The sequence below is a fragment of the Paenibacillus zanthoxyli JH29 genome (assembly GCF_000520715.1).
GTDB classification, from domain to species: domain Bacteria; phylum Bacillota; class Bacilli; order Paenibacillales; family Paenibacillaceae; genus Paenibacillus_AQ; species Paenibacillus_AQ zanthoxyli.
This window is the reverse complement of the sequence record NZ_ASSD01000238.1, coordinates 1-7,483: the sequence shown is the minus strand read 5'-3', so window position 1 is coordinate 7,483 and position 7,483 is coordinate 1. Positions and strand designations below refer to the sequence as shown.

6 protein-coding genes are annotated in these 7,483 nt (G+C 55.5%); all 6 read left to right on the top strand.

Going from position 1 to position 7,483, the window contains the following annotated elements; all coding sequences use genetic code 11:
* The first annotated feature begins 295 nt into the window (after positions 1-295).
* Positions 296-1,339, top strand: a complete 1,044-nt coding sequence (gene purM / locus L691_RS0108735) for a phosphoribosylformylglycinamidine cyclo-ligase (protein WP_025690032.1) — start codon at positions 296-298, stop codon at positions 1,337-1,339.
* Positions 1,339-1,953, top strand: coding sequence for a phosphoribosylglycinamide formyltransferase (gene purN, locus L691_RS0108730; RefSeq protein ID WP_025690030.1), 615 nt, complete (start codon positions 1,339-1,341; stop codon positions 1,951-1,953). Before purM ends, purN begins: the two co-directional genes overlap by 1 nt.
* A gap of 268 nt (positions 1,954-2,221) precedes the next feature.
* Positions 2,222-3,769 carry a bifunctional phosphoribosylaminoimidazolecarboxamide formyltransferase/IMP cyclohydrolase gene (gene purH / locus L691_RS0108725; protein WP_025690029.1) on the top strand — a complete coding sequence of 516 codons (1,548 nt, stop codon included), beginning with the start codon at positions 2,222-2,224 and terminating at the stop codon, positions 3,767-3,769.
* Between the two features lie 24 nt (positions 3,770-3,793).
* The gene (gene purD, locus L691_RS0108720) at positions 3,794-5,062 is read left to right on the top strand and encodes a phosphoribosylamine--glycine ligase (RefSeq protein ID WP_025690028.1); all 1,269 of its coding nucleotides are present in this window, start codon (positions 3,794-3,796) and stop codon (positions 5,060-5,062) included.
* 280 nt (positions 5,063-5,342) lie between these two features.
* The gene (locus L691_RS0108715) at positions 5,343-6,674 is read left to right on the top strand and encodes an SEC-C metal-binding domain-containing protein (protein ID WP_025690026.1); all 1,332 of its coding nucleotides are present in this window, start codon (positions 5,343-5,345) and stop codon (positions 6,672-6,674) included.
* Positions 6,675-6,878: 204 nt separating this feature from the next.
* Entirely contained in the window at positions 6,879-7,469 is a 591-nt protein-coding gene (locus L691_RS0108710; RefSeq protein ID WP_025690025.1) for a hypothetical protein, read from the top strand.
* The last annotated feature ends 14 nt before the right edge of the window (positions 7,470-7,483 follow it).

Sequence of the window (7,483 nt, the reverse complement as noted above, 5' to 3'; positions counted from 1 at the left end):
CCGCCCCGTGCTGTTCGCTCTGCGAAGTCGCGGCTGGTCTCGCCTAAGGCACGGGCGCCGATTCTATAGGCGCCCGGCCTTCCCTACTTCCCCTACCCTGCGATTGGGGAGGCTGTCATGAAGAGAAAATTTGGAGCTGGAGAAGCGGCAGCGTTCGCCTTTATGCTCGGATTTCAACCGCTAAGCGGTTCAATCAGGAAATCTGAGCATAACAGCGATCGGAAGCCCAAATGTTTCTCGCAATGACAGCCGGCCCCAATCCCCAGGGTTTTACTACATGAAAAGAGGTGTCCAAGTGTCCGAAGCTTACAAAAACGCCGGTGTCGATATTGCGGCGGGCAATGAAGCGGTAGAACGAATGAAGAAGCATGTGAAGCGCACGTTTCGCCCCGAGGTCATGACGGAGCTCGGCGGATTCGGTGCGCTGTTTGGCTTGAATAAAGATAAATACGAGGAGCCTGTGCTGGTATCCGGAACGGACGGAGTCGGCACGAAGCTGAAAATCGCCTTCGCGGCGGACCGTCATGACACGATCGGCATCGACGCGGTTGCTATGTGCGTTAATGATATCGTTGTACAGGGCGCGGAGCCGCTCTTTTTCCTCGATTATCTGGCCTGCGACAAAGTGGTGCCGGAGAAGATCGAAGCCATCGTTTCGGGGATAGCGGAAGGCTGTCATCAGGCGGGCTGCGCGCTGATCGGCGGAGAGACGGCAGAAATGCCGGGCATGTATGCGGAAGGCGAGTATGATATCGCCGGATTTACCGTGGGCGTTGCCGATAAGGCCAAGCTGGTAACCGGAGAGCAGATTGCGCCTGGCGATACGGTAATCGGGCTGGCATCCAGCGGCGTGCACAGCAACGGGTTCTCGCTGGTGCGGAAGCTTTTGCTGGACGGGGAAGGCGGTTATAGCCTTGGTGAAGTGCTGCCGGAGCTCGGTGCGCCGCTTGCGGATGTGCTGCTGGCGCCGACCAAAATTTACGTCAAGCCGCTTCTCGGGCTGCTGGAGCAGCTTCCGGTGAAAGGCATGGCGCATATTACGGGCGGCGGCTTCATCGAGAACATCCCGCGTGTGCTGCCGGATGGCGTCAATGTGGACATCAATTACGGCTCGTGGCCGATCTTGCCGATTTTTGAACTTCTTCAGCGTAAAGGCAATGTGACCAACCGTGACATGTTCACGACTTTCAACATGGGAATCGGTCTGGTGCTGGTAGTGGGCGCAGACGACGCGGTCAAAGCGTTGCAGCTGCTGAAGGACAGCGGCGAGGAAGCTTATGTGATCGGCAAGGTGACAGAGGGAGAGCGTAAGGTTACCTTTACGGGAGCGGATGTATGATGGATTACAGCCGGATCGCCGTGTTTGCCTCGGGGCAGGGCAGTAATTTTGCCGCGCTGGTGCAGGCGCAGCGGGAAGGACGGTTGGGCCGTGGCGCCATCGAACTATTGGTGTCCGACAGACCGGAAGCGCCTGTGGCGCAGCGGGCTCAGGAGGCCGGGATTCCTTCCCTGCTGCTGCGGCCCAAGGATTTTGACAGCCGCGAGCAGTACGAGAAGCGGATTATAGAGGAGCTTCAGCGGCGCGAGATCGGGCTCATTGTGCTGGCCGGGTATATGCGGCTCATTACACCGGTGCTGCTGACGCCTTATGAGGGACGCATCATTAATATTCACCCGTCGCTGCTGCCGGCCTTCGCCGGCAAGGATGCGATAGGACAGGCGCTGGATTACGGCGTGAAGCTGACGGGAGTTACGGTGCATTTTGTCGATGGCGGCATGGATACAGGTCCTGTCATTGCCCAGCGCGCGCTCGCGGTGGAGGACGGCGATACGGCTGATGCTCTGGCGGAACGTATTCACCAGGTGGAGTACGAGCTGTATCCCGAGGTCGTTGCCGCTTTTGCAGCCGGAAAAATCAGTCTGGACGGAAGAAAAGTGAAGGTTCGCAAATAGCCGTACATCGGCTTCTGTTAACTCAATCGACAAGCGGTTCCGGGAATTAGATATTTCTCGGGAAATAATGCACAAGTGGCGAGAAGTGTTGAATAAACGGGCGGATTAGCTGTGAAAATAGTACGTACTATGTGGGTATGCGAAAATCGGCGGTTTCGAGGGACTTTTGCGGATATTGCAGGAGCATTCGGGCAATCCCTTTAACTATTCATGCAGTCAATGCTTCATCCACTAAACTACAAGACAATACGGAGGAGGACTATACAAAGTGAGTATCAAAAGAGCGCTGGTCAGCGTATCGGATAAACGGGGCATCGTGGATTTTTGCCGCGAGCTGTCGGCATTGGGCGTAGAAATCATCTCCACGGGCGGAACGAGCACCCTTTTGGCGAAAGAAGGCGTGCCGGTAATCGGTATCTCCGACGTGACGGGCTTCCCCGAAATCATGGACGGACGCGTTAAAACGCTGCACCCCGCCGTTCACAGCGGCCTGCTGGCGGTACGGGACAACGAAGAGCATACGCGCCAGATGACCGAGCTGGGCCTGGATTACATCGACCTGGTGGTCGTGAACCTGTACCCGTTCGCAGAGACAATCGCCAAGCCTGATGTGAGTTACGAGGAAGCGATTGAGAACATCGACATCGGCGGACCGACCATGCTGCGTTCGGCGGCGAAGAACCATGCGTTTGTAAGCGTAGTGGTGGATGCCGATGATTACGCCAAGGTGCTAGAAGAAGTGCGCGCGGGCGGCGACACGACGCTTGAGACCCGCAAACGGCTTGCGGCAAAAGTATTCCGCCATACGGCGGCTTACGACGCTCTGATTTCCGACTATCTGTCCAATGTGACCGGCGAACCGCTGCCGGAGCGCTACACGGTAACTTACGAGAAGATTCAGGATCTGCGCTATGGCGAGAACCCGCATCAGAAGGCGGCATTCTACCGTACACCGCTGGCGGCTCAGGACACGCTGACCGGTGCCGAGCAGCTGCACGGCAAGGAATTGTCCTACAACAATATCAACGATGCCAACGCGGCGCTGCAAATCGTCAAGGAATTCGACGAGCCTGCCGTGGTGGCAGTGAAGCATATGAATCCTTGCGGCGTCGGCGTCGGCGAGAGCATTTTTGAGGCTTACCAAAAAGCCTATAACGCCGATCCGGTTTCCATCTTCGGCGGCATTGTAGCAGCGAACCGGTATATTGATTCCGATACAGCGAATCTGTTGAAGGACGTTTTCCTGGAAATCATTCTCGCTCCGGGCTTTACGGATGAAGCGCTGGAGATTCTCACGAAGAAGAAGAACATCCGCCTGCTGAAAATCGGAGGGCTTGGCGCGACCGCAGCGCGGAAGAGCAGCTTTGTCGTCACGACGGTCGAGGGCGGTATGGTCGTGCAGGAAAGCGATGTTCACTCCATCAATCCGGATGATCTCAAAGTTGTAACGGACCGCAAGCCGACCGAAGAAGAGCTGAAGCAGCTGCTGTTCGGCTGGAAGGTCGTCAAGCATGTGAAGTCCAATGCTATCGTACTTGCGGCGGACGACATGACCGTTGGCGTGGGCGCGGGACAAATGAACCGCGTAGGCGCTGCGAAGATCGCCATCGAGCAGGCCGGAGAGAAAGCCAAGGGATCGGTGCTGGCGTCCGATGCGTTCTTCCCGATGGGCGATACGCTTGAGATCGCAGCTAAAGCGGGCATTACGGCGGTTATTCAGCCTGGCGGCTCCGTGCGGGACGAGGAATCGATCAAGGTTGCGAATGAGCACGGAATCGCCATGGTCTTTACCGGCGTTCGTCACTTCAAACACTAGAACCGACCGGAGGTTTTATTAAGAATGGATATATTGGTAATCGGCGGCGGCGGACGGGAGCATGCGATATGCTGGAGCCTGTCCAAAAGCTCCAAAGCGGATAAGATTTACTGCGCGCCCGGCAACGCCGGGATCGCGCAGGTTGCGGAGTGCGTGCCCATCGGCGTGTTCGAGTTCGATAAGTTGGCCGCGTTCGCGAAGGAAAAAGAGGTCGGCCTAGTCGTCGTGGGACCGGACGATCCGCTGGCCGCAGGCATTGTAGACGTTCTTGAGGCAGAAGGCCTCAAGGTGTTCGGGCCGCGCAAGAACGCGGCGGAGATCGAAGGCAGCAAGGCGTTCATGAAGGATCTGCTGCATAAATACAATATTCCGACGGCGGCTTACCGGAAGTTCACCGACTACGCCGAAGCTTCGGCTTATTTAAAGGAGCAGCCGCTGCCGATCGTCATCAAGGCGGACGGCCTCGCTGCGGGCAAGGGCGTAACGGTAGCTTACTCGCGCGAGGAAGCGGAGAAGGCGCTGGAGGACATGATGGTATCCCGCATATTCGGCGAGTCCGGCAGCCAGGTTGTGATCGAGGAATTTCTGGCGGGACAGGAAATGTCGATTCTGGCCTTCGTGGACGGCGACACGGTTCGTCCGATGCCTGCGGCGCAGGACCACAAGCCGGTCTTCGACGGCGACAAAGGACCCAATACCGGCGGGATGGGCACCTATTCTCCGCTGCCGCATATCGACGATGCTATCATCCGCCAAGCGATTGAGACGATTGTCGAGCCAACGGCCAAAGCGATGGTTGCCGAGGGTCGGTCTTTCCGGGGCGTACTGTTCGCCGGACTGATGATTTCACCGGACGGCACCCCCAAAACCGTCGAATTCAACGCCCGTTTCGGCGACCCGGAGACTCAAGTCGTGCTGCCAAGGCTGCAGAGCGATCTGCTGGAGATTTTCCTTGCGGCGGTGGAGGGACGACTTGCCGATATCGATATTGAATGGAGCAGCGAGGCTGCGGTATGCGTTGTGCTGGCTTCTCAGGGATACCCGGGTTCTTACGCCAAAGGCGTGCCGATCGGCGGGCTGGACGAGGCCGGCCAAGAGGGGCTCATTTTTCATGCCGGTACCGCGTTTGGATCGGATGGACGTATCGTGACGAATGGCGGGCGGGTGCTTGGCGTTGTCGGGCTCGGCGCAGGAATTGCTGAAGCACGTAATGCGGCTTACGCGAATGCGAACCGGATTTCCTTTGACGGCAAGCAGAACCGCACTGATATCGCGGCCAAAGCGCTGCAATAAGCTTGAATCCGACTTTCGTTCGGGATAATTCACAAATTTTTATGTTAAATGTCCTAAAAAAAGACTGACAGGCTGTGAAACAAGTGCTATAATACAACTCGTACGGGGGAACATGTACGGATATAGACAGAATAAAAGGGTCTTTCCAATAGCGGAAAGGCCCTTTTTAAATGCTGAAAAATGCTATAATACCGACATGGACAGTCTGGCAGTGCATGCTGCCCGTATGCGGACAGGCTGTTTACTTTGGGTGTGCTGCAGATTTAAGGAGGAATAGGTTTTGATCAAGATCGGAAGAAACGACTTGTGCCCATGCGGAAGCGGAAAAAAATATAAAAAATGCTGTATCGGAAAGGAACGCGGCGCCGAGGCTCCCGCGCTTAGCCTGGTGGGTTCGTCAACTGGAACAACGGTGCCCGGAACGATTGTGCAGTCCTCTGCGGAGAATCATGCCGGCTCCGGGGAGAAACCGGCTTCCCAAGGGAGTAAGCTGACGCTTCCCAAGTTGAGAAAATTAGTCTCGCGCGATTTGCAGTGGGAGAGCCCGGCGCATGAGGAGCTTGGTCTTACGCTGATCGAGCAGATGAGATATGAATATGACAAAGAATTGATAGCGGAAGCGCTGATGCTGTGGAACGGCTATTCACGGACAGTGAAGCCGATTATAAAGAAGGAGGGCGTGTTCTGCGCAGCGATTGAATACATACTTTCCGAGGAATACGGCTTCATGCTTAGTCAGAGCGATTTGGCCGGGAAATATGAGGTGACGACGGGGGCGATTGCGCGCAGGGTCAAAGAACTGCGTGCGTATGCCGAGGAGCATGGAATCGGCGGCGGCGAGGATTTACTCCCGCCGGAGCTGCTCGTGAAATCGCTGCCCGGAAGCGCTAAAGAGAAAGCGCAGCTGCTAGTGCTTAAAGCGATGGAGGCGGGCAATCCGAAGAGCAGGATACAGTTGGCCAAAGCGGCGCTGGACCTGGACCCGGATAACTCCGGAGCTTATCTTGTGCTGGCTGAGGAGGCCGAGAATGAGCAGGAAGCACGGGCCTTGCTACGATCCGGGATGGAAGCGGGCAGCCGGGAGCTGGGCGAGGAGTTCTTTGCCGCGAATAAAGGGCATTTCTGGCTGATCCACGAGACCCGGCCCTACCTGCGCGTCTGCAGGAGTTATGCGGAATCCTGCTGGTTCGGTGGAATCCCGGAAGAGGCCGCCAAGACACTGGAGCATATTCTGGAGCTTAATCCCGGCGACAACATGGGAGCGCGCTATTTGCTGTTGGCCGTCTATCTATTCATGGACCGGCTGGCAGAGGCGGAGGAACTGCTGAAAGCCTACCAAGATGACGAGGGGTCCGCTTCGTTTGCCTATGACCGGATGGTGCTGGAATTCAAACGGCATGGCGTTACCTCCCGCCTGAAAATGCTGTATCGCGTAGCCAAGGGAGTGAACAAGCATGTGCCGGATTATCTGCTGGGCGCCAAAATGCTTCCGCACAATCTGCCCGATTATATCGGCAGGGGCGATGCCAATGAGGCGATCGAGTACGTGATCATGCACTCGCGGCTGTGGGCGAGCGTGCCGGAACTGCTGAAGTGGATGCTTAAGCAGTAAGGTAAGCCTAAGATTCAAGTCAAAGCCTTTATTCCTCGAAAATAGGGGAATGAGGGCTTTTTTGCTGCAAAAATGTCTATTTTTCGACATGATAAATAATAAAATCTGTTATTTTGACATGAAATCTAACAGTCCCCTTAATAACTCCAAGCTGAAATCCGATAGCATGGTAAAAGGTATATTCATATTGAAGGCGGGATCATCATGGTACAGAAGTTGACACCTAACGAAGAATTCGAGGCGGATTCCAAGGAGATTACAGAGAAGCATTCGCCAGACAAGTGTAAGCCATGGTCAAAGGGACTGTTCCCGTCAAAGCGGAAGAAGCTCTTGCTGAACAGGCGGCAGCCGGACAAATCGTCTGAGCCCGAGGCGGAGACCGTGCAAGAGGGGGAAGGGACGGAAGCGGCGACAAGGTTAACAAGCTCTAACGGAAAATTGCTGCACCGCCTCTCGGATATGGGAATCAAGGGCAAGCTGTTTCTATTTGTCATCGTGTCCATCGTTATTATTTTTTCCATCATGGCCGGTGTCATTTACAGCAACACGAAGAAGCTCATCGTCGATGACTTGCGTCAGGCGCTCGATTATGAGAAACGGCAGATTTCTTCGGAAGTGAATGAGCTGTTCATGCCGGCCGGCGGCAGTGTGGAGCTGCTGGGCGCTAATGCTTTTGTAAGGGACTTTATTAGCAGTGTATCCTCTCCGGATGCGATCAAGACGACGGAGGGATACAGTTCCCTCATTCACACACTTAATCTGACCAAGGACAACATTGAACACTCCCCCACTTAGCTAACACTTGAAGT

What these genes read in the sequence shown, in the direction of transcription:
- purN (WP_025690030.1), top strand. Translation starts at nt 1,339, where the DNA reads ATGGATTACAGCCGGATCGCCGTGTTTGCCTCGGGGCAGGGCAGTAAT.
- purD (WP_025690028.1), top strand. Translation starts at nt 3,794, where the DNA reads ATGGATATATTGGTAATCGGCGGCGGCGGACGGGAGCATGCGATATGC.
- L691_RS0108710 (WP_025690025.1), top strand. Translation starts at nt 6,879, where the DNA reads ATGGTACAGAAGTTGACACCTAACGAAGAATTCGAGGCGGATTCCAAG.